At 72.5% G+C, this 19,196-nt stretch carries 18 protein-coding genes; 11 read left to right on the top strand and 7 right to left on the bottom strand.

Going from position 1 to position 19,196, the window contains the following annotated elements:
- The first annotated feature begins 1 nt into the window (after position 1).
- From P3X83_RS01365 to P3X83_RS01315, 11 genes are all read left to right on the top strand, one after another.
- On the top strand, positions 2-757 hold the full coding sequence (locus tag P3X83_RS01365) for a hypothetical protein (protein WP_277303369.1): 756 nt from the start codon (positions 2-4) through the stop codon (positions 755-757).
- 66 nt (positions 758-823) lie between these two features.
- A complete protein-coding gene (locus P3X83_RS01360) occupies positions 824-2,125 on the top strand; it encodes an ATPase, T2SS/T4P/T4SS family (RefSeq protein ID WP_277303368.1) in 1,302 nt (433 codons plus the stop codon).
- Positions 2,122-3,099, top strand: a complete 978-nt coding sequence (locus P3X83_RS01355) for a type II secretion system F family protein (RefSeq protein ID WP_277303367.1) — start codon at positions 2,122-2,124, stop codon at positions 3,097-3,099. Before P3X83_RS01360 ends, P3X83_RS01355 begins: the two co-directional genes overlap by 4 nt.
- Positions 3,092-4,018, top strand: coding sequence for a type II secretion system protein (locus tag P3X83_RS01350; RefSeq protein WP_277303366.1), 927 nt, complete (start codon positions 3,092-3,094; stop codon positions 4,016-4,018). The genes P3X83_RS01355 and P3X83_RS01350 overlap by 8 nt, the downstream gene beginning before the upstream one ends.
- Positions 4,019-4,279, top strand: a complete 261-nt coding sequence (locus tag P3X83_RS01345) for a hypothetical protein (RefSeq protein ID WP_277303365.1) — start codon at positions 4,019-4,021, stop codon at positions 4,277-4,279. It abuts the gene before it with no gap.
- Positions 4,276-4,725 (top strand): TadE/TadG family type IV pilus assembly protein, encoded by a 450-nt coding sequence (locus tag P3X83_RS01340; protein WP_277303364.1) that lies wholly within the window; start codon positions 4,276-4,278, stop codon positions 4,723-4,725. Before P3X83_RS01345 ends, P3X83_RS01340 begins: the two co-directional genes overlap by 4 nt.
- A complete protein-coding gene (locus P3X83_RS01335; protein ID WP_277303363.1) occupies positions 4,722-5,165 on the top strand; it encodes a TadE/TadG family type IV pilus assembly protein in 444 nt (147 codons plus the stop codon). The genes P3X83_RS01340 and P3X83_RS01335 overlap by 4 nt, the downstream gene beginning before the upstream one ends.
- The gene (locus P3X83_RS01330) at positions 5,162-5,617 is read left to right on the top strand and encodes a pilus assembly protein TadG-related protein (RefSeq protein ID WP_277303362.1); all 456 of its coding nucleotides are present in this window, start codon (positions 5,162-5,164) and stop codon (positions 5,615-5,617) included. The genes P3X83_RS01335 and P3X83_RS01330 overlap by 4 nt, the downstream gene beginning before the upstream one ends.
- Positions 5,618-5,678: 61 nt before the next feature.
- The gene (locus tag P3X83_RS01325; protein ID WP_277303361.1) at positions 5,679-8,675 is read left to right on the top strand and encodes a hypothetical protein; all 2,997 of its coding nucleotides are present in this window, start codon (positions 5,679-5,681) and stop codon (positions 8,673-8,675) included.
- 113 nt (positions 8,676-8,788) lie between these two features.
- Positions 8,789-9,442, top strand: coding sequence for a hypothetical protein (locus P3X83_RS01320; protein WP_277303360.1), 654 nt, complete (start codon positions 8,789-8,791; stop codon positions 9,440-9,442).
- Positions 9,439-10,416 (top strand): hypothetical protein, encoded by a 978-nt coding sequence (locus P3X83_RS01315; protein WP_277303359.1) that lies wholly within the window; start codon positions 9,439-9,441, stop codon positions 10,414-10,416. Before P3X83_RS01320 ends, P3X83_RS01315 begins: the two co-directional genes overlap by 4 nt.
- A 60-nt stretch (positions 10,417-10,476) precedes the next feature.
- On the opposite strand, the gene P3X83_RS01310 is transcribed toward P3X83_RS01315, so the two are convergent.
- The 7 genes from P3X83_RS01310 to P3X83_RS01280 form a co-directional block, all read right to left on the bottom strand.
- Positions 10,477-10,986, bottom strand: coding sequence for a methylated-DNA--[protein]-cysteine S-methyltransferase (locus tag P3X83_RS01310; protein WP_277303358.1), 510 nt, complete (start codon positions 10,984-10,986; stop codon positions 10,477-10,479).
- Entirely contained in the window at positions 10,983-12,401 is a 1,419-nt protein-coding gene (locus tag P3X83_RS01305) for a DNA-3-methyladenine glycosylase 2 family protein (protein ID WP_277303357.1), read from the bottom strand. Before P3X83_RS01305 ends, P3X83_RS01310 begins: the two co-directional genes overlap by 4 nt.
- Positions 12,402-12,492: 91 nt before the next feature.
- Positions 12,493-13,431 (bottom strand): NYN domain-containing protein, encoded by a 939-nt coding sequence (locus P3X83_RS01300; protein ID WP_277303356.1) that lies wholly within the window; start codon positions 13,429-13,431, stop codon positions 12,493-12,495.
- A 109-nt stretch (positions 13,432-13,540) separates the two neighbouring features.
- A complete protein-coding gene (locus tag P3X83_RS01295) occupies positions 13,541-13,732 on the bottom strand; it encodes an acyl-CoA carboxylase subunit epsilon (protein ID WP_277303498.1) in 192 nt (63 codons plus the stop codon).
- 57 nt (positions 13,733-13,789) lie between these two features.
- On the bottom strand, positions 13,790-15,382 hold the full coding sequence (locus tag P3X83_RS01290; protein WP_277303355.1) for an acyl-CoA carboxylase subunit beta: 1,593 nt from the start codon (positions 15,380-15,382) through the stop codon (positions 13,790-13,792).
- 86 nt (positions 15,383-15,468) lie between these two features.
- Complete coding sequence (locus P3X83_RS01285; protein ID WP_277303354.1) at positions 15,469-16,590, bottom strand: serine hydrolase domain-containing protein; 1,122 nt, start codon at positions 16,588-16,590, stop codon at positions 15,469-15,471.
- A 27-nt stretch (positions 16,591-16,617) separates the two neighbouring features.
- Complete coding sequence (locus tag P3X83_RS01280) at positions 16,618-19,089, bottom strand: hypothetical protein (protein ID WP_277303353.1); 2,472 nt, start codon at positions 19,087-19,089, stop codon at positions 16,618-16,620.
- Between the last annotated feature and the right edge of the window lie 107 nt (positions 19,090-19,196).

Genomic DNA, 19,196 nt, shown 5'->3' with positions numbered 1-19,196 from the left:
CATGGCGCTCATCGTGCTCGCCGCCGACAAGGGCGCGCCGGGGGTCACCACGGCCGCCACGGCGCTCGGCGCGGTCTGGCCCCGCCCGGTGCTGCTCGCCGAGTGCGACCCGGCGGGCGGCGACCTCGCCTACCGCCTCCCGTCGGCCGACGGCGGTGTGCTCAATCCCACAAGGGGATTGCTCACACTCGGCGCCACGGCCCGCCGGGGGCTAACCGTCCAGCAGATCCACGAGCACTCCCAGAAGATCGTGGGCGGCCTCGACGTCCTCACCGGGCTCACCCACGGCGAGCAGGCGGCGGGCCTCACCTGGCTGTGGGGTCCGCTGGGGCGCGCCCTGGCGTCCATCCCGCGCGCCGACGTCCTGGCCGACTGCGGCCGGCTCGGCGCCCACCCCGAGATCAACGACCTGATGACCGAGGCCGAACTGGTCGTCCTGTTCGCCAGGGCCAGCCTCGACCACGTCGCCCACCTGCGCGAACGCCTCGGCGTGCTGGCCAAGGGCCCGCAGATCGGCGTCGTGGTGATCGCCGACCCCCGCCAGTACCGCTCCTCCATCGACGAGGTCCGCCGCATCGTCACCGCCACGGGCCGCGAGGTCGCCTTCGTCGGCGGCCTGGCCCACGACCCCAAGGGCGCCGAACTCCTCCGCGGCCAATGGGGCGGCCGCCTGGACCGCTCCCTCCTCATCCGCACCGCCCGCGAACTGGCCGCCCGCCTAGCCACCCACGTCCGCACCCCGGAGCGCACCCCATGACCCCATCCCCTGCCCCGCGAAGGCACCGGTCATCAGCGCCCTCGCCTCGCGAGCGGAGCGAGCGCGATGAGCACTGATCATTCGCTGGTGAAGCGGTTCCGGCAGGAGGTCGGGGATCGGCTGGCGCATCAGCGGCGGTTGGATCAGGCGTCGGGGTTGCCGCCGATGACGGGGGAGGACGAGCGGCAGTTCGCCAGGGCGCTGATCGCGCAGGTGCTGGAGGAGTACGCCAGGGGGGAGATCGGGGTCGGGCGGGTGCCGCCGACCGCCGACGAGGAGGAGGCGCTGGCGGCGGGCATCCACGCCGCGCTGTTCGGCGTCGGACGGCTCCAGCCGCTGCTGGACGACCCCGAGGTCGAGAACATCGACATCAACGGCTGTGACCGCGTCTTCGTCGGATACGCCGATGGCCGCGAGGCGATGAGCGAGCCGGTCGCCGAGTCCGACGATGAACTGACCGAGCTGATCCAGATCCTCGCCGCCTACAGCGGCCTGTCCAGCCGTCCCTTCGACACCGCCAACCCCCAGCTCGACCTGCGCCTCCCCGACGGCTCCCGCCTGTCGGCCGTGATGGACGTCACCGTCCGCCCCTCCGTGTCGATCCGCCGCGCCCGCCTGGGCAAGGTCTTCCTCACCGACCTGGTCGGCAACGGCTCCCTCACCCCCGAGGTCGGCCGGTTCCTGGCCGCCGCCGTCGGCGCCCGCAAGAACATCATGATCGCCGGTTCCACCAACGCCGGTAAGACCACCCTGCTGCGCGCCCTGGCCAACGAGATCCCCGCGCACGAGCGGCTGATCACCGTCGAGCGGGCCCTCGAACTGGGCCTCGACCAGTTCCCCGAGCTGCACCCCAACGTGGTCGCGTTCGAGCAGCGGCTGCCCAACTCCGAGGGCCAGGGCGAGATCACCATGGCCGAGCTGGTGCGCCGCAGCCTGCGCATGAACCCCAGCAGGGTGATCGTCGGCGAGGTCCTCGGCGACGAGATCGTCACCATGCTCAACGCGATGACCCAGGGCAACGACGGTTCGCTGTCCACCATCCACGCCAACTCCAGCATGGAGGTCTTCAACCGCGTCGCCACCTACGCCCTGCAGGCCGCCGAGCGGCTGCCGATCGAGGCCACCCACATGCTGATCTCCGGGGCCATCGACTTCGTGGTCTTCATCGAGAAGCGCAACGACTACGCCCAGGGCGGGCGGCTGCGGCGATACGTCTCCAGCGTGCGCGAGGTGACCGGCTGTGACGGCCGGGTGCTGTCATCCGAGGTGTTCCGTCCTTCGCCGGAGGGGTACGCCGTCCCGCACGCGCCGCTGTCGTGCCTCGACGAGCTGGTCCCGCACGGCTACGTGCCCGGGGGGTGGGGATGATCCCGTCCTGGTCCGGGGCGCTCGACCCGCTGGTGCTGCTGGCGGGCGCGGCCGTCGGCGGCGGCCTGTTCCTGCTCGCCCTGTCCCTGTACGGCATGCGCCCGCGCCCGCCCACCCCCGACAAGAGCGCCCGGCGCAAAGAGCTGATCCGCGCCCTGACCACCCGCGGCGCCATCGCCGCGATCAGCGGCGCGGGCGTCCTGATCATCACCGGCTGGCCCGTGATGGCGGGCGGCGCCGTCCTGCTGGTGCTCGCCTGGCGCGGCCTCTCCGGCGGCGCCGCCGAGGAACGATCCGCGATGCGCCGCCTGGAGGGCCTGGCCGCCTGGACCGAGTCGCTGCGCGACACCATCGCCGGGGCCGCCGGCCTTGAGCAGGCCATCCCCGCCTCGATCAGGGCCGCCGCGCCGATGCTGCGCCCGCACCTGCGCGCCATGGTCGACCGCCTGCACACCCGCATGGCGCTGCCCGCCGCGCTGCGCCTGTTCGCCGACGAGCTCGACGACCCCTCGGCCGACCTCGTCATCGCCGCGCTGATCCTCAACGCCCGGCTGCGCGGCCCCGGCCTGCGCGACGTGCTCGGCGCGCTCGCCGTGTCGGCCCGCGAGGAGCTGGACATGCGCCGCCGGGTCGAGTCCGAGCGCCGCGCCACCCGCCGCAGCGTGCAGATCGTGGTCGGCACGGCGGTCGGCTTCGCGGTGCTGCTGGTGGTGTGGAACCCCTCCTACGTGCAGGAGTACGACGACGCCCTCGGCCAGGCGGTGCTGGTGGTGGTCGCCGGGCTGTTCGGCGCCGGGTTCGCCTGGATGCGGCGGCTGGCCAGGTTCGACAAGCCGAGCAGACTGCTCGGCACCGCCATGGCCGACGACGGCCAGGCCGCCGCCGCCCGCCCCGAGCAGGCGGGCGCCAACGGCCAGGCCCCGAAGACGGCCGCGGCCGGAGCGCCGCGTCCGGGAGGAGGCCGCGGTGACTGAGTCCATCCTGGCCGGAGCCGTGCTCGGCATGGGGCTGTTCCTGCTGTTGCGGGCGCTGTTCCCGGCCAGGCCGGGCCTGGTGGCCCGGCTGCTGGCGCTCGACGCGGCCCGCCACGACGGCGACTCGCCGATGCTCCAGCTCGTGCTGCCCGACGAGGAGGTCAGCGCGTTCCGCCGCAATCTGGGCGTACGGCTGGCCCGCTTCTACGCCGCCCGCGGCTGGGAGGCCCGCTCGATCAAGGCGGACCTCGCCCTGGTCGGCAGGTCCTTCGAGGGCTTCCTGGCGACCAAGGTGCTGCTGTCGGTGTCCGGCCTGCTGGCCTTCCCGATCCTGTGGGGCTGGCTGGCCCTGATGGGCTGGGGCACCTCGGCGACCATCCCGCTGTGGTCGGCGCTGGCCTTCGCCCTGGTCTTCTTCCTGCTGCCCGACGTGCAGATCCGCCGCGACGCCTCGGCCAGGCGGCGCGACTTCCGGCACGTCGTCGGCGCGTTCCTGGACCTGGTGTCGATGAACCTCGCGGGCGGGCGGGGCGTCCCCGAGGCGCTGCTGATGTCGGTGTCGGTGGGCGGCGGCCCCGACGAGGCCAACTGGGCGATGTCCCGGATCCGCGAGGCGCTGTCGAACGCCCGGATCGTAGGCATCACCCCCTGGCAGGCACTCGGGCAGCTCGGCGACGAGATCGACGTGGACGAGCTGCGCGACCTGTCGGCCGCGCTCGGCCTGGTCGCCGACGACGGGGCGAAGGTCCGCGCGTCGCTGTCGGCCCGCGCGGCGACCCTCCGGCGGCGCGAGCTCGCCGAGATCGAGGGACGGGCGGGGGAGCGCTCGCAGTCCATGCTCGTCGCCCAGTTGCTGCTGTGCGCGGGATTCGTCGTCTTTCTCAGTTATCCGGCAGCGATGAAGATGTTGGGGTCATAGATGCGCAATCACCCGTGGGTCATCTACCTGGTCGCCTTCCTCAGCGTGCGGATCCACCGCGCGCGCACCGCCCCCACCAGGGGCGCCTCGGCCGTCGAATGGGTGATCATCACCGCGATCATCGCCGGTGTCGCCCTCGGCCTGGCCACGCTGATCAGAACCCTCGTCGAGGAGAGACAGAGCGAGATCGAGGACCAGTTCGGCGGCGGCTCCGGCGGGGACGGCGGTGGCGGTGGCGGTGGCGGTGACGGCGGCCAATGATCCCTGCTCCCTCCCCCACGCCCCGTGCTCGCCGAGGCGAGCGCGGGGCGACCGTGCTCGAACTGGCGCTGATCATGCCGGTCGTGCTGGCGGTGATCCTGCTCGTGGTGCAGATGGCGCTGTGGTTCCATGGCCGCCAGGTCGCCGACTCGGCGGCCCGCGAGGGCGCGCGGATCGCACGGGCGGCGGGAACGGAGTCCACCGACTGGGAGCAGCGCGCCAAGGAGCGGGCCGAGCACATCGTGGACACCGTGGGGCCGAAGATCCTCACCGACCGTCAGGTGACGGCGTGGGAGGAGGGCGACGAGCGAGGGGTGGAAGTGACGGGCAGTGCCGTACAGGTCGTGCCGCTGCTGCCGGAGCTGACCTTCACCGTCACCGCCAGGTTCGGCGGGCCGGTGGAGTGCTTCCGGCCCGACGACGGCTCGGAGGGATGCCAGGAATGACGCCGGCCGGCCGTTCTCGTGCGACCGCCCGCGCCGAGCGCGGGTCGATGTCGGCCGAGACCGTGCTGCTCGCGCCGGTGCTGCTGCTGTTCCTGCTCTTCCTCGTGGGAGCCGGGCGGCTGGTCGAGGCGCAGGGCGAGGTGAACGGCGCGGCGCGCGACGCCGCCCGCGCCGCGTCCGTGCAGCGCACCGAGGACGCCGCGCAGACCGCGGCCGACGACGCCGTCAAGGCGGCGCTGGAGGGCCAGTGCGACAACCCCGCCGCCGAGCTGGACATCGACGCCGAGCGGCCGGAGGAGGGCTCGGAGGAGACCTACGGCGGCCGGATCTCGGCAGAGGTGACCTGCGACCTCGACCTGTCGTTCCTCGGCTGGAGCGCCGGCAAGACCATCACCGGCACCTCCGTCGTCCCCCTTGAGCGGTTCCGGAGGTTCGAGTGACCTGCGGACGCGAGCATCGGCGGGAGCGAGACCATGAGCGCGGCTCGATGTCGATCTTCGTGGTGGTCTTCTCCGTGGTGGTGTTCCTGCTCGCCGGGCTGCTCGTGGACGGCGGCGCCGCCATCAACGCGCGGCTGCGCGCCAACGACGTGGCCGAACAGGCCGCCAGGGCCGCCGCCGACGTGATCGACCAGGAGCACCTGCGCGAGACCGGCGAGGCCCGGCTGCTCGACGAGGGCCCGGTGTGCGAGCAGGCCGACGAGATCGTGGACGCGCACGAGGACGACGCGATGGAGCGCACCCGCTGCGAGGTCGGCAACGGGCAGACCGAGGTGACCGTCGGGGTCAGCGTGCGCTGGGAGGCGTTCTTCCTGGCCGCGCTGGGCTTCGCGGGCACCGAGATGGAGGGATCGGCCACGGCGGGGCCGGACATCGGCGAGGAGGCCGACTGATCTTCCGGAGGCTCTGGCCCCGGAGGCCGCCCAGGAGGACGCTGAACGAGGAAGGAGAGGCATGCCGACGCGACAGCCCCAACGCATCACCACCAGGCGGACGTTCGGCGACGTGATCGCCGGGCTGGGCGCGCTGGCGGTGCTGGTCGCGCTGGTCAGCGGCGTGCCGTACGCGCTGCTGCGCCTGGCCGGGCCGCCGATCGCCCCGGAACTGCTCGACATCGACCTGCTCACCAGTCAGGTCGGGACGAGCACGCTCATCGCGATCATGGTGCTCTTCGTCTGGCTCGCATGGCTGCAGTTGCTGCTCTGTGTGATCGTCGAGGTCTACGCCGGGGTCCGCCGGATCGGGATGCCGGTGCGGGTGCCGCTGTCCGGCGGCACGCAGGCGCTGGCCAACCGGCTGGTCTCGGCGGCGCTGGTGCTGTTCACCGCGTCGGCCGTGGTCATTCCGCTGGTCCGGGCGCAGGCTCCGCCGGTGTCGCCCGCGGTGACCTCCGTGGCGGCGGTCACCCTGCACGAGGCCATCGAGGAGCAGCGGCAGGTGCTGCACGAGGTGCAGAAGGCCAAGAAGGTCTACGTGGTCCAGCCGCCGCACGGCCGTCACCACGAGAGCCTGTGGGAGATCGCCGAGAAGTGCCTGGGCGACGGGCGCAGGTATCCGGAGATCTTCAAGCTCAACCAGCAGAAGGAGCAGCCGGACGGCACGCGCCTGCACATGGCCGACTTGATCCGCCCCGGCTGGGTGCTCGACATGCCGGACGACGCGGTCAACGTGCACATCGTCCCGTCGGAGCAGCCGCGCCCCGAGACCCTGGCCGACCACCGCGACCGGCCGTCCGAGATGGACGGCGGCACCCGCTACGACGGGGTCAAGGGCGCGGGCGAGCGGATGGAGCTCGACGGCAAGGAGCGGACCGGCCGTCCCCAGGAGGTCGTCACGCCCCGGGGCGAGGTCGAGAACCGCACGCCGTCGCAGGAGCGCGCCGAGCAGGCCGTCCCGCGCGAGCAGGAGCGGGTCACGCCCCGCGAGCAGGGCAAGGAGACCTCACAGGAGCCCCCGGCCCCCCGCGAAGAGAAACTCACCGAGAAGAGTCAGAACGAGAAGGGCCAGAACGAAGAGAAGCCGGAAAGAACGTCCGAGGAGACCGCCGAGGAGGCGGCGTGGGCCGACTTGGCCCAGGCCGACCGGGAGCGGGCCGAGAAGGCCGTCGCCGACCAGGGCGTCCACCTCGACGTCGGCGACTTCCTGGCCGGCATGTCGCTGGCCGCCGCCGGGCTGCTGGTGCTGCTCGGCAGGCGGCGCAGGGCGCAGTTGTGGCGCCGGGTGTTCGGGCGGCGGATCGCCCGCCCCCGCGACGACGCCGCGCAGGCGGAGGTCGCGCTGCGGCTGGGGGCCGACGCTCCGGGCACCCGGATGCTCGACATCGGCCTGCGGGTGCTCGGCAGGGCGCTGGCGCTGCGCGGGCGCACCCCTCCCACGATCTACGCGGCGCACCTGTCGGCGCGCAGCCTCGACCTGTGGATCCACCCGCCGGAGGGCGAGCCGCCCGCGCCGTGGGCGGCCCACGACGGCGGGCGGGTGTGGCGGCTCGAAGCGCACGAGGGCCGGATGCTCGACGAGCAGTCGGTGGCCGACGCCCCGGCGCCCTACCCGGGCCTGGTGTCGCTGGGCACCGACGAGGCGGGCCGGGTGCTGGTCGATCTGGAGGCCGCGCACGGGCTGATCAACATCACCGGCGCGAACACCACGGCCGCGCTGGCGGCGCTGGCCGTCGAGCTGGGCACCAACCGGTGGTCCGACACCATGCACGTCACGCTGGTCGGCTTCGGCGACGAGCTGGCCGCGATCGCGCCCGAGCGGATCACCTGCGCCGGAAGCCTGGCCGAGGTGCTGCCCGAGCTGGAGGCGCGGGTCCACGACCAGGTGCGCGAGGGCGAGGTGCTGACCGGCCGGGTGAACGGCAGGGCCGCCGACCCGGCCTGGCCGCCGCACTACCTGCTGTCGGCCATCGCGCCCAACCCGGAGGAGGCCCGCAGGCTCGCCCTGCTGGCCAGGGCGGGCACCCGTACGGCCGCCGGTTACGTGGTGGCCGGTGACGTACCGCACGCCACCTGGACCTGGGAGGTCACCGACGAGGGCAGGGCCAGGGTCGACGCGCTCGGCTTCGAGGTCGTCGCCCAGCTCCTGCCGCGCCGCCAGTACACGGCGCTGGTCGAGCTGTTCGGCACGACCGAGCGCTACGAGGGCGAGCCGCTGCCGGTCGAGACGGAGATCCCGATCGAGTCGCGTCCGCCCGCCGTCGAGGTCCGCGTCCTCGGGCCGATCGAGATCTCCGCGCCCGAGCCGCTGGAGGAGGGCAGGATGGCGCTCGCCGGAGAGCTGATCGTCTACCTGTCCACGCATCCGGGCGGCGTGCATCCCGTCGTGCTGGGCGGGGTGCTGTGGCCGCGCGGGGTGCAGCCCGACGTGCGCGACGCGACGATCGAGCGGGTCGCCGCCTGGCTGGGCGACGACTCCGAGGGGCGTCCCCATCTCTCCACCGACTCGTCGGGGCGGCTGCGGCTCGGGCCGGAGGTTCGCACCGACTGGGCGCTGTTCCGCGAGCTGGTCAGGCGGTCGCATGGTGACACGGCGGCGCGTGCCGTCCTGCTCGACCGGGCGCTGCGGCTGGTTCGCGGGCCGCTGCTGAGCCCGCGTCCGCGCGGGCGTTACGCCTGGCTGGCCGACGACGACCTGGAGTACGACGTGACGGCGGCGGTCGCCGACACCGCGCACCGGCTGTGCGAGCTGCGCTTGGCGCAGGACGAACCCGCCGAGGCCGTCGCGGCGGTGCGGGCCGGGCTGCTGCTGGCCGCCGACGACGAGGGGCTGTGGCGCGACCTGCTGCGGGCCACGCACGCCACCGGCGACGTCGCCGGGCTGCGCGCCGTGGTGGACGCCCTGCACCGCCGCGCGGCCTCCCACCCGTACGGCGGCGGCATGGCCCCCGAGACCGAGGCGCTGATCGACGAGCTGTATCCGGCGTGGCGCGTGCAGTCGGTGCCGTCGGCGTGATCCGAGCCCGTGCGACACGAGAGGAGTCCGGCCGCGTGGGCGGAGGAACCGGGGTATACCGATCCGGATATAGCGGTGGCCCGGAAGTGCCGCGCCGTCCTAACGTGATCGGCATGCGAGGGCTGATCGCGTCGGCGGTCGCCGCCGTGCTCTGCGCCGGGTGCGCCGCCTCCGGCGCCGATCGGCCGTTCACGCCGGGAGGCGGCGACGCGCCCGTGTCGGGGGCCACCTCGGCGGCCCCGTCGAGCGCGCCGCCCCGCAGCGAGACGCTGAGCGTCGGCGACGACCTGAAGGTCGTCGTGGAGTGGCCGGGCGGCCTCGACGCCGAGCACACCCAGATGATCGAGACGTTCCGCGACGCCTACACCGGCATGTTCGAGGCGGTCGTGACCCGTGGCAAGGACACCCGGTACCTGGCGCTGATGGAGACGCAGGCCGGTCAGAGCTCCTACGAGTGGGTCAAGGCGTACGTCGACGGACGCCGGGGCGTGCGCGGCACCGCCCGGCTGTACGGGCTCATGGTCAGCGGCGAGTTCGAGACCGCCGCGCAGGTCGACGTCTGCGTCGATGAGTCCGGGCTGCGGCTGACCGACGCCCGCACCGGGCGGGAGCTGCCCGCCGCCCGGCAGCCCGCCTCGTACAGGCCGCCGAAGTCCACCTACCTCCAGTCGGCCGCCGTCCATCGTGGCGACGACGGAACCTGGCGGATCAAGCTGTTCCGCCATGCCGCTCTGACGAACGAACGCGCGAAGGGATGCCGACGATGAGTCCGAGGATGCCCCGGCTGCTTGTTCTCCTCGCCGCGGGAAGCCTGGTGTTGTCCGGCGCGGGCGCTGCCTCGGCCGCCGCCGCACCGCCGCCGGGGCCGAAGGGCGAGAGCTTCCAGAACGACCGCACGGTCGGGGTGAAGCTGTGGAACTCGCAGATCGTCCTGCGCGGCGACGGCCTGAACGGCAAGCGCGGCGATGGCTACCGCCTCAAGCGCCCCTGCTGGTACGAACCCGGCCCCGACGGCAAGGACATGCTCCAGCAGCAGGAGCAGATCCGCCCGTACTGGTTCCAGGCCCACCCCGACGGCACCGAAGAGGAGTTCCAGGAGTTCCTCAAGCAGTTCAAGGACCAGGAAGGGAAGAAGGGCCGCTGGTGGGTCCCCTCCTACAACGAGAAGGACCCCAACGGGCTGTCCTGCTGGGGCGCGCTCGACCCGTTCGTCTGGGCCCCGGAGGGCGAGACCCCGCCCAACGGCATCACCGCCCAGGAACTGGCGGACATCGCGCGGGCGGCGCTGACCGTCCCCGAACCCAAGATCATGCTCAATCCCAACGAGAAGAGCTACGTCAACTTGGGCACCTGGGTGTGGCTGGGAGTGGACGATCCCAGCCGCTCGGTCACGGCCGAGCTTCCCGGGGTGATGAGTGCGACGGTCACCGCGACGCTGGACGAGATGGAGATCGACCCGGGCACCACGGACACCCAGCGTTACGACCTGAAGTCCGAGTGCGGGCCCACCGGTCACCCCTACGTCAAGGGCGGCAAGCTCCAGTGCGGGGTGATCTACCGCCGGGCCTCGGTCGATCTGCCGCGCAAGGTATATGAGCTGTCCGTCACCACCACCTGGCAGGTCGACGTCGAGACCGACGGCGGCCCCATCCCGGTGGCCTACCAGCCGATCGCGATCGAGGTCACCCGCGACGTGCCGGTGGGCGAGGTGCAGAGCACGGTCACCAAGCTGGGCGACTGACGTACGACGGCCCCGGCTTCCTCAGCCGGGGCCGTTCCCTTTCGTCCTCTATCGTCGCTGTCAGCCGATGGCCGCGCCCGACTCGTGCGCGATGAGCCACTCCTTCACCGGCGTGCCGTAGTAGTAGCCGCCGAAGCCACCCGTTGCGGGCAGCACCCGATGGCAGGGCACGAACGGCGCGATCAGGTTCTGGGCGCAGGCGCCGCCCGCCGCGCGCGCCGCCGTCCTCGGCATTCCGGCGCGCTCGGCCAGCTCGGCGTAGGTGACGGTGGTACCAGCCGGGACGTCCCGCAGCGCGGTGAGGAGCCGCTGGCGGCGCTCGGAGCCGGGCTGGCTCACCGGGATCGAGTCCAGCGCCGTCAGGTCGCCGTCCAGGTAGGCTCGTACGGCCCGCGCGGGCTCGCCCAGGTCGTCCACGACCTTCAGCTCCTCCTCCGCCCGCAGCACGGCCGGGAGCCGGTCGAACATCTCCCCGGGGTCCTCGGTGAATCCCGCCGCCACCAGCACGCCTTCGCGGACCAGCAGGGACAGCGGGCCGGCCGGGGTCGGCAGGGTCTGTGCTTCGATCATGACGAACTCCACAGGTGCATCGCGGCGTAGGCCCGCCAGGGCCGCCACCGCTCGATGTGATCTTCAGGGATGTTCAGGCACGCCATCGCCTTGCGCAGGCCGAGGTCGCCGCCGGGCCAGGCGTCGGGGTCGCGCAGCGCGCGCATGGCGATGTAGCTGGTGGTCCAGGGCCCGATGCCGGGGATCTCCAGGAGCCGGGCGACGGCCTCGCCGGGCTCCTGCGCGCCGTCGAGGTCGATCTCGCCGGACGCGACCCGCTCGGCGAGGGCCGCGAGGGTGGCCGTCCGGCGGCCGGTGAGCCCGAGCCCGGACAGGTCGGCTGTGGCGAGGGCCTCGGCCGTCGGGAACAGCCCGTCGCCCCCGGCCCGCTCGGCGATCCGCCCGAGCAGGGTGCGCGCCCCCGCGACGGAGATCTGCTGCCCCACCACGGCCCGGACGGCCAGCTCGAACCCGTCCCACGCGCCAGGGACGCGCAGCCCAGGCCGCGCCTGGACGAGCGGGTGCAGCGCCGTCTGCGACAGCGCCTCGCCGACCGCCGTGGGATCGGCGTCGAGGTCGAACAGCCGCCGGCAGCGCGCCACGATGCGTGCCACGTGCCGGGTGTCGGCCACCGAAACGGTCAGCGCCAGATGGCCCTTCGCCACCTTGAGCGTGACGGACCCTCCGGCGACGGCCCGCGTGTAGGACGTGGCGTCGACCTCTTCGACGCCGGGGATCGCCCGCGCCGCCAGGAAGCCGAGCAGCCCCACCGGGTCGTACGGCTCGCGGTGGTGCAACCGCAGGCTCAGCGGCGCGAGCGCGGCCGTGGTGTCGGTGCGCGGCCCGCCCGCCGTGGCGCGCAGCTCGCCGGGGGCGAAGCCGTACGTCTCCTTCATCGTCGCGTTGAACTGCCGCACGCTGCCGAACCCGGCCGCGAAGGCGACGTCGGTGACCGGCAGCGCGGTCTCGGTGAGGAGCTGCTTGGCCAGCAGCAGCCGCTTGGTGCGCGCCACCGCCAGCGGCCCGGCCCCCAGTTCGGCGGTGAACAGCCGGTGCAGGTGGCGCTCGGTGATGTGCAGCCGCCGGGCCAGCCCGGCGACGCCGAAGTCGTCCACGACCCCTTCGTCGATCAGCCGCAGGGCCCGGCCGATCAGGTCGCTCCGGACGTCCCATCCGGGGTCGCCGGGGCTCAGCTCGGGGCGGCAGCGCTTGCAGGGCCGGAATCCGGCGGCCTCGGCCGAGGCCGCGTGCCGGTAGAATCGTACGTTACGACGTGCCGGTGTGCGGGCCGGGCAGATCGGCCGGCAGTAGATGCGCGTGGTGCTGACCGCCGTGTAGAAGCGGCCGTCGAAACGCGGGTCTCGCGCCGACGCGGCGCGGTAACAGGCGTCGAAGTCCAGCCCGACCGGGCTCGCCGGCTCCGCTCTCATCAACATGTTCGCCAGAATATGCCCATGCCAGAGGCTATGACTCGCGGAAATCGGACCTGACGGCGACCGCTGTTTCCGCTACTTGCCGGACACCCGACTACTTGCTGGACACCCCGACGCCCAGGTCGAACTCGCGGTAGACGCGGGCCCAGAAGCCGTCGCGCAGCCACACCCGGGCCTCCGGGTAGGGGCGCAGCGAGTGGCCCAGCTCCTTCTCCGCCTCGATCAGCAGCTCGGTGTCGATCACGGTGGGCAGGATCGGGCCGGGCAGCAGGTCGCGGATGTTGTCGCGGCCCCGGGTGAGGATCCACTTCTGCGCCACGTGCTCGCCGACCTCCTCGACGTGCGGGCGGCTGGGGCCCAGCTTGGTGATCTGGCCGTGCTTGAGCGCCGGTTTGACGGGGTGTGTGCGCCCGGCGAAGACCTGCGCGGGCGACGGCGTGGCCGGGGCCGCGGGCACGGCCTGCGGCGCGCGGCTGAAGTAGGGGCGCAGGAAGTCGGCGCTGATCACCTCGACGGTATCGGCCTCCCAGACCAGGCGCTCGGCCTGGTTGGTGCCGTAGGGGGGCTCGACACCCCACAGGTGGACGCGCACGCCGTACGCCTGGGCGGCCTCGACGGCGGGCACCATGTCCTCGTCACCGGCCAGCAGGATGGTGTCGCTGACCGCGTGGTGCCGGGCCAGCGCCTCCAGGTCGCTCCTGATCTGGGCGTCCACGCCCTTCTGCTGGCCGCGCGCGTTCAGGTTGCCCAGCCGGACCTTGACCCAGGGGAGCTGGGCGATCACCCGTTGGTCGACGGTGGGCACACGGTCGCGCGCGGCGTCGTACCAGTAAATACGGAGAAGCTCCCCAGAAATACGGTCTTCCGCATGTTTTTGCAGCGCCTGGATCAGCTCATCGGCGGCGACACGGTATTCCTTGCGTTCCTTGGCCCCGAGGATGACCTCGCCGGCGGCGGCGTAGAGGTAGCCGACGTCAACGAGGACCGCGTACTTGGCGACCACGGCATGTGGCAAGAGGTCCGGGATGGCCATGTCGTCCTCCAGGCCTCGGGACTAGATGATCGGCTGACTATATTCGCCCATTTCTAGATAGTCCCAACACTTGAGGAAGTTGACACCCCATCCGAGGGGATCCTCCTACCTAAAACGGGAGAGAACCGCTTCGCCAAGCGCCGAGGCCATGGGCCAGTGGCTTTCGCATCCTATGCGTCGGATCCCTCCACAGGTCGGTCTTTCTTCTGGTCGGCGCCTTCGGGGGTGTCGTCCTCCGGGTGAGCGCCAGGATCACGGCGGCGATCTCCTCTGGCGTGGCGTCACCGCGAACGATGCTCATGTGCGCGTCGGGCATCCTGCGTCCTCCTCCAGCTCTCCTGCCCAGGATCGTCGTTGATTAAAGGGGGATGTTGCCGTGTTTTTTCGGGGGCAGCACGCTGCGCTTGTTCCGCAGCGAGCGCAGCGCCTTCACCACCTGGACACGGGTGTCACAGGGGCGGATGACGGCGTCCACGTAGCCGCGTTCCGCGGCGAGGTAGGGGTTGGCCAGGGTGTCCTCGTACTCGGTGGTCAGCCGGGCGCGCTCGGCGTCGGGATCGTCGGCGGTGGCCAGCTCACGGCGGTAGAGGATGTTCACCGCGCCCTGCGCGCCCATGACGGCGATCTGCGCGGTCGGCCAGGCCAGGTTGACGTCGGCGCCCAGGTGCTTGGAGCCCATGACGTCGTAGGCCCCGCCGTACGCCTTGCGGGTGATGACCGTGACGAGCGGCACGGTGGCCTCGGCGTAGGCGTAGAGGAGCTTGGCGCCGCGCCGGATGATGCCATTCCATTCTTGATCGGTACCCGGGAGGAATCCGGGAACGTCAACAAATGTCAGGACGGGCACATTAAAGGCATCGCAGGTGCGCACGAAACGCGCGGCCTTTTCGGAGGCGGCGATGTCGAGCGTCCCGGCCAGGCTCATCGGCTGGTTGGCCACGACGCCGACCGACCGGCCCTCCACCCGGCCGAAACCCACCACCATGTTCGGCGCGAACTGGGCGTGGACCTCCAGGAACTCGCCGTCGTCCAGGACGTGGCCGATCACTTCGAGCATGTCGTAGGGCTGGTTGGCCGAGTCGGGGATCAGCGCGTCCAGCTCGCGGTCCTCGTCGGTGACCAGCATGACGGGATCGACCTCGAAGACGGGGCCCTCGTCCAGGTTGTTGCCCGGCAGGTACGACAGCAGCGCCTTGGCGAACTCCAGGCACTCGTCCTCGTCGGCCGCCTCGAAGTGCGCCACGCCGGACTTGGAGTTGTGCGTGTGAGCGCCGCCCAGCTCCTCGAAGGTGACCTCTTCACCGGTGACGGTCTTGATGACGTCGGGGCCGGTGATGAACATGTGGGACTTCTCGCGGACCATCAGCACGAAGTCGGTGAGCGCCGGCGAGTAGACCGCGCCGCCCGCGCACGGGCCCATGATCAGCGAGATCTGCGGGATCACGCCCGAGGCGTGCACGTTGCGCTTGAAGATCTCCGCGTACAGGCCGAGGCTCACCACCCCCTCCTGGATCCGCGCGCCGCCCGAGTCGTTGATGCCGACCACGGGACAGCCGGTCTTCAGCGCGTGGTCCATCACCTTGACGATCTTCTCGCCGAAGACCTCGCCGAGGGAGCCGCCGAAGACCGTGAAGTCCTGGGAGAAGATCGCCACGGGCCGGCCGTCCACGGTGCCGTGGCCGGTCACCACGCCGTCGCCGTAGGGGCGCTCCCGCTCCAGGCCGAACGCCGAGGAGCGGTGCCGCGCGAACTCGTCGAACTCCACGAAGCTGCCCTCGTCGAGGAAGGCCAGCACCCGCTCCCGGGCGGTCATCTTGCCCTTGGCGTGCTGCTTCTCCACGGCCCTCGCCGACCCCGCGTGGGCGGCCTCGAACATGCGCCGCTCCAGGTCCGCGATCTTTCCTGCCGTGGTGTGGATGTCGACATCCTCGGATACGGGTTCAGCGCTCATGCCCGTCAGGTTAACCACTCTCGCCGCCTCGGTTCCGCCGGGTCCCACTGAATCGTTTTAGGAGAACCCGTACGGCGGGCGGGGCGCTACTTCCCGCACAGCGCGGTGTCCAGGACGGCGTTGACCCGCTCGGCGTTCTTCTCGCTGGTGGGGAGGGCGGTCACCGCGACCGTGGCGGCCCGGCCGTCCTCCATGGCGGCGTCGCGGGTCTCGTAGCCGTCGATGTCGCCGCCGTGGCCCCAGGCGTCCCCGCAACTGAGCTTGATCTTCACCAGGCCCAGGCCGTAGCCCCAGCCCTTCGGGAAACCGGGCGCGGGGACGGTCTTCTTCATCTGACCGAGCTGCGCGGGCTTGAGCAGCCTGCCGTCCAGCAGCGCGACCATGAAGCGGTTGAGGTCGCCGGGCGTTCCGATGAGCTGCCCCGCCGCCCAGCCCCACGAGGGGTCCAGCCGGGTGATGTCCACCATCGGGCCACCGGGCTTCTTGGGCGTGTACCCCTTCGGGTGCGGGCCCTGGATGGAACGGTCGCCGACGCCCGGCCAGTACGTGTCGCGCAGCCCCGCCGGCCGGATCACCCGCCGGGTGATCTCATCACCGATCGGGCGTCTTGTGACCTTCTCCACGAGCAGGCCCAGCACCACATAGCCGGTGTTGCTGTACTCCCAGCCCTTGCCCGGCCGGAACGAGGGCTTCTCCGCCAGGCCTTCGTCGAGGAGCCGCCGGGGGTCGGTGTAGCGGTCGCGGACCGTCAGGATCGGCGGCATGTCGCGGGTGTAGTTCGGCAGCCCGGCGGTGTGCTGGAGCAACCGGCGAGTGCTGATCTTCCGCCCGTCGTTGCCGTTGCCCCTGATCAGGCCCGGCAGGTACTTCTCGACGGGGGCGTCCAGGTCGATCAATCCCTTCTCGGCGAGCTGCAGGACGACCACGGAGGTGAACATCTTGGTGTTGCTGGCGATGCGGACCCTCCCGTTCACCGGGACCTTCGCACCGGTCTTCAGGTCGCCCACCCCGGCGGTGTAGTGGCGCGTACGGCCCTCGGCGTCCCGCACGGCGGCCAGCGCCCCGGGGAACGCGCCGTCGGCGACCAGCGCGTCCAGGCTCTTCTGCACCGACCCCGGGACGGCGGGCGCGGCGCTCGCCGGGGTGGCGGCGGTGCTCAGCGCGAGCGCGGTGAGGGCGGCGGCGGCGAGGGGTGTCCGGAACGACATGAGAACTCCCTGTTGAGTGGTCGTTTGTTACGACCTCAACCCTTCCGGGGAACCCGTCGCCGATCGATCCCGTGGGCTGGAGTTCCGTAGTACAGCCCGCACCACCCCCTCAGCGGCCAGATGGTCGTGCAGCGCGGCGTGACGGAACTGGTAGACCGGCCCGACGGCCCGCAGCAGCCCCAGCCGGTGGGCGTCGTCCAGGAACGCCATGAGCCGCCAGGGCAGCCGGCGGGTCAGCGCCAGCCGCGCGACGGTGAACGAGCACGACGGCCACGCGTGGTGATCTCCGGAGACCAGCCCGAACATCGCCCCGAAGGCGAACCCGAAGGTGAGGCCGAAAACGAACCCGACCCCGGCCGGTTGAGGGTAGGCGAGGGAGGGCGTCAGCAGGGCGCACGCCCACCCGATCATGGCCCCGAACACCAGCCCCGGGATGAGCGCGCGGACCAGCGACAGCGTGCGGTCGGCGCGGTAGCTGGAAGCCGGGGTGCCGATCGTCGTGATCAGCGGCACCTCCAGCCATCTGATCAGCCCGATCGCGGGCCCGAAGCAGAAGGCGTAGAGCCCCCCGCCCAGGACGCCGAGGGCCAGTCCGTGCAGGGGGCTGATCGACAGGCCGAACACCAGCCCGCAGATCACCCCGACCAGCACGCCGAGACCCATCCCCCGCACGATCCCGCGCAACGCGCCCCGGAGCAGGAAGCGGCGGCCGGAGTGCTTGCGCAGGCTCAGCGCCGCGTGTCCGGGAGGCTGCTCCCCCCACGAACCGGCCGCCGCGATGCCCACCGCCAGCGCGCCGAGCACCCCGAGGAGGACCAGGGTGGGGTACTCCTCGGGTCCCGCGATCGTCCGCGCCAGCAGGTAGATCAACGTGCCGAAGGCCACGCCGGGCGGCGCCCCGCGCACGATCCTGCGCCCGAGCGCGCGGTACCAGGACGCCGGGGGACCTCCGTCCCGGGATCGCATGGCGGCCAGCCCGGCGGCGGCCCCGAAGGCCAGACTGAGCGCGGCGCCGATGACGGACCCGCCGACCAGGCCGTCGCGCACGCCGTCCGGCACGTCGCTCGGCCCGGTCAGCATCAGCCGCATGACCACGTTGCCCGCGGTGAGCATGACGGTGAAGAGCACGGTGGTGATGAGCGCCACCGACACGGCCACGGTGAGGGGGAACCGCCGGACCGTCCGGGCCAGCCGCCACCAGGCGATGTCACGGGTCTCCGTGCCGGGGAAGCGGCGGGCCAGGCAGGCCAGGTGGCGGCGCGTGGCGTCGGGGTCGAGCGCGCGGGCGGGGCGGAAGTGGTCGGCGGGGTCGCCGCTGGGCGGGCGGGTGGCGATCAGCGCGGGGATGAGGCGGTCGAGCAGGTGGGCGCGCAGCGCGGCCTGGTCGCCGCCGAGCGGCCCGGCCAGCGGCGACGGGTCGGCGCGGGTGTCCAGGTAGACCGCGCGGATCAGCCACAGGCCGAGCGGGGTGGCGGCGAACGCGGTCAGGCCGGGCGCGGTGCCCGCGCCGAGCGCGTCCAGCACCCGCCGCCAGGGCTCGGTGGGGACGGCGGGCAGGCAGGCGCGCAGGTAGTCGGCCCCGGCCTGCGGCGGGAGCGTCATCGGCGCGATGACGGCGGCGGCGGACAACGGACGGCCCGCGATGGCGACGGCCTCGCCGAACTCGCCGGTGCGGCTGGTCAGGACGAGCCGGTCGCGGGCGTCGAGGGAGGCGTTGAGGGCGTCGATCACCCGGGCGCGGGCCTGCGGCCCGATCTCGTCCAGGCCGTCCAGGACGGGCAGGATGTGACCGCCGGTGGCCAGCGCGGCGGCGGCTCCGGGGCCGAGCTCGGGCGCGGCGAGGGCGGGGTAGTCCTGGGCCAGCCGGACGGCGAGCCAGTCGTGCAGGCGGGGGTCCGTGCGCGGGTCCCACCCGCTGACGGGCACCAGCACGGGGACGGGGACGATCTCGCCGGGACCGGCCGCCGCCAGGTCGGCGGCGCGGTCGGCCAGCAGTCGCAGCAGCAGACGCACGGCCAGGGTGGTCTTGCCCATGCCGGGGCCGCCGGTGATGACCAGCCGCGGGCGGTCGAGGCCGCGGAAGGCACGGGCCAGGGCGGGCACGTCATGCCCGCCCTCGCGCAGCGCCTCGGCCCCGGGGCCGAGCAATCGGGGCAGGCCCGTGCCGGCCCCGGCACTTGTCAGCCGCCACCGGACGGGCATCGGCTCGGGGTCGTCGAGCAGCCGATGCCGGGCCTCGTCACGCCACTGCCGCTCCACCAGCCCGGCCAGGACCCCGGCGGCGGCCTCCACATCCGCGCGGACGGACGGCCGGGTTCTCGCCCAGGTGACGACGGCGACGGCGAGCGGGATCACCGCGAGCAGCAGCCCGACCAGGTCGGCGACACTGACCTCGGCGACCGGGTCCAACACCCGGGCCACCAGGATCACGATCGCCCCCAGCGCCACGACGACCAACACGGCCACCGCCGCCCTCGAACGCACCGAGCGTCGATTCACCCTGCCATCGTGTCCGATCGAACGCCCTCCGTAGCCCCGATCGGCCCGCCCAGTACGTCAATTCTCGGTTAGGGACGCCGAGCGTCCCGGAAAATCGGTCATCCCCG

The sequence above is a fragment of the Spongiactinospora sp. TRM90649 genome (assembly GCF_029382225.1).
In the GTDB taxonomy this organism is placed as follows: domain Bacteria; phylum Actinomycetota; class Actinomycetes; order Streptosporangiales; family Streptosporangiaceae; genus Spongiactinospora.
Note: the sequence above shows the minus strand (reverse complement) of the source record. Positions and strands in the feature narration are given on the sequence as shown.

Excerpts from the sequence above, each read along its gene's own strand:
- P3X83_RS01365 (WP_277303369.1), top strand. The coding sequence starts at position 2 with ATGGCGCTCATCGTGCTCGCCGCCGACAAGGGCGCGCCGGGGGTCACC.
- P3X83_RS01360 (WP_277303368.1), top strand. The coding sequence starts at position 824 with ATGAGCACTGATCATTCGCTGGTGAAGCGGTTCCGGCAGGAGGTCGGG.
- P3X83_RS01355 (WP_277303367.1), top strand. The coding sequence starts at position 2,122 with ATGATCCCGTCCTGGTCCGGGGCGCTCGACCCGCTGGTGCTGCTGGCG.
- P3X83_RS01345 (WP_277303365.1), top strand. The coding sequence starts at position 4,019 with ATGCGCAATCACCCGTGGGTCATCTACCTGGTCGCCTTCCTCAGCGTG.
- P3X83_RS01340 (WP_277303364.1), top strand. The coding sequence starts at position 4,276 with ATGATCCCTGCTCCCTCCCCCACGCCCCGTGCTCGCCGAGGCGAGCGC.
- P3X83_RS01335 (WP_277303363.1), top strand. The coding sequence starts at position 4,722 with ATGACGCCGGCCGGCCGTTCTCGTGCGACCGCCCGCGCCGAGCGCGGG.
- P3X83_RS01325 (WP_277303361.1), top strand. The coding sequence starts at position 5,679 with ATGCCGACGCGACAGCCCCAACGCATCACCACCAGGCGGACGTTCGGC.
- P3X83_RS01320 (WP_277303360.1), top strand. The coding sequence starts at position 8,789 with ATGCGAGGGCTGATCGCGTCGGCGGTCGCCGCCGTGCTCTGCGCCGGG.
- P3X83_RS01315 (WP_277303359.1), top strand. The coding sequence starts at position 9,439 with ATGAGTCCGAGGATGCCCCGGCTGCTTGTTCTCCTCGCCGCGGGAAGC.
- P3X83_RS01310 (WP_277303358.1), bottom strand. The coding sequence starts at position 10,986 with ATGATCGAAGCACAGACCCTGCCGACCCCGGCCGGCCCGCTGTCCCTG.
- P3X83_RS01305 (WP_277303357.1), bottom strand. The coding sequence starts at position 12,401 with ATGTTGATGAGAGCGGAGCCGGCGAGCCCGGTCGGGCTGGACTTCGAC.
- P3X83_RS01300 (WP_277303356.1), bottom strand. The coding sequence starts at position 13,431 with ATGGCCATCCCGGACCTCTTGCCACATGCCGTGGTCGCCAAGTACGCG.
- P3X83_RS01295 (WP_277303498.1), bottom strand. The coding sequence starts at position 13,732 with ATGAGCATCGTTCGCGGTGACGCCACGCCAGAGGAGATCGCCGCCGTG.
- P3X83_RS01290 (WP_277303355.1), bottom strand. The coding sequence starts at position 15,382 with ATGAGCGCTGAACCCGTATCCGAGGATGTCGACATCCACACCACGGCA.
- P3X83_RS01285 (WP_277303354.1), bottom strand. The coding sequence starts at position 16,590 with ATGTCGTTCCGGACACCCCTCGCCGCCGCCGCCCTCACCGCGCTCGCG.